Here is a 786-nt window from a genome sequence, read left to right on the forward strand (position 1 = left end):
GTTTTCAACACATACTGACTGCGTCGTCATTATGACAGCAAACGCTATTGATAAAATTCCTGCTAACTTACTGTCGCGAGTAAACGGCATAGATTTTAATCAGGCAGATAACGAAGAATTAGTAATAGCTAAAATAGAAGAGGTTGTTGATAAAGAAATCGAAGATGAGCAGCTAAATAGCAAATTCATGCAAATTATTCGCATGATTATTAGTGCTTCGAGCGGTGATATTCGTAAAGTGTTTGCATACACGGAGAAGTATCTTCTTACACGTGAGATTGACAAAAATCCGCTTATTGCTTCAGGCTATTAAGGTGATGCTGCATGAATATTGTTAAATTAGATGATTTTATTGAACAAGCAGAGCAACAAAGTATTGCAGAATGCACTGATAGTCTTCAGCTCGTAGAGAAATATTTCGAGCAATCTGAAATCAAGTGGGGCTTCTGTCGCTTTACTAAAGATAAAATGTCACTGACGCCAAGCGAGCTTAACACTGACTTTCAGCTCTGGATGCAGCGTAAAAAAGTTGATGTATCATTTCACAAGCCTCGTTATGTTAAAGCTGCGTTAACTCAGTATGACATGAATATGTACGATGCGACGATTGAGCAGCTTCGAGATCGCCTGAAATACGACGCTACACTCTCAGATGAGTTTGTGAAACTGAAAAAATATGCACAATTCAGTGATGATGACATACTTATTTTAAAATCTTGGGTTTGGAATGTTAAGCGTACAATTAACAAATTAGAGAAAGAGCAAGTGCCGATGCCGCTTTTATTC

2 protein-coding genes are annotated in these 786 nt (G+C 37.7%); both read left to right on the forward strand.

Going from position 1 to position 786, the window contains the following annotated elements:
- Positions 1 to 313, forward strand: a 313-nt coding sequence (locus tag AB4486_RS24850; RefSeq protein WP_372119361.1) for a hypothetical protein, incomplete at its 5' end; no start/stop codon positions are given.
- Between the two features lie 11 nt (positions 314 to 324).
- Positions 325 to 786, forward strand: a 462-nt coding sequence (locus AB4486_RS24855; RefSeq protein ID WP_372119363.1) for a hypothetical protein, incomplete at its 3' end; no start/stop codon positions are given.

This window comes from Vibrio sp. 10N.222.55.C6, from assembly GCF_041473395.1.
GTDB classification, from domain to species: Bacteria; Pseudomonadota; Gammaproteobacteria; order Enterobacterales; family Vibrionaceae; genus Vibrio; species Vibrio crassostreae_C.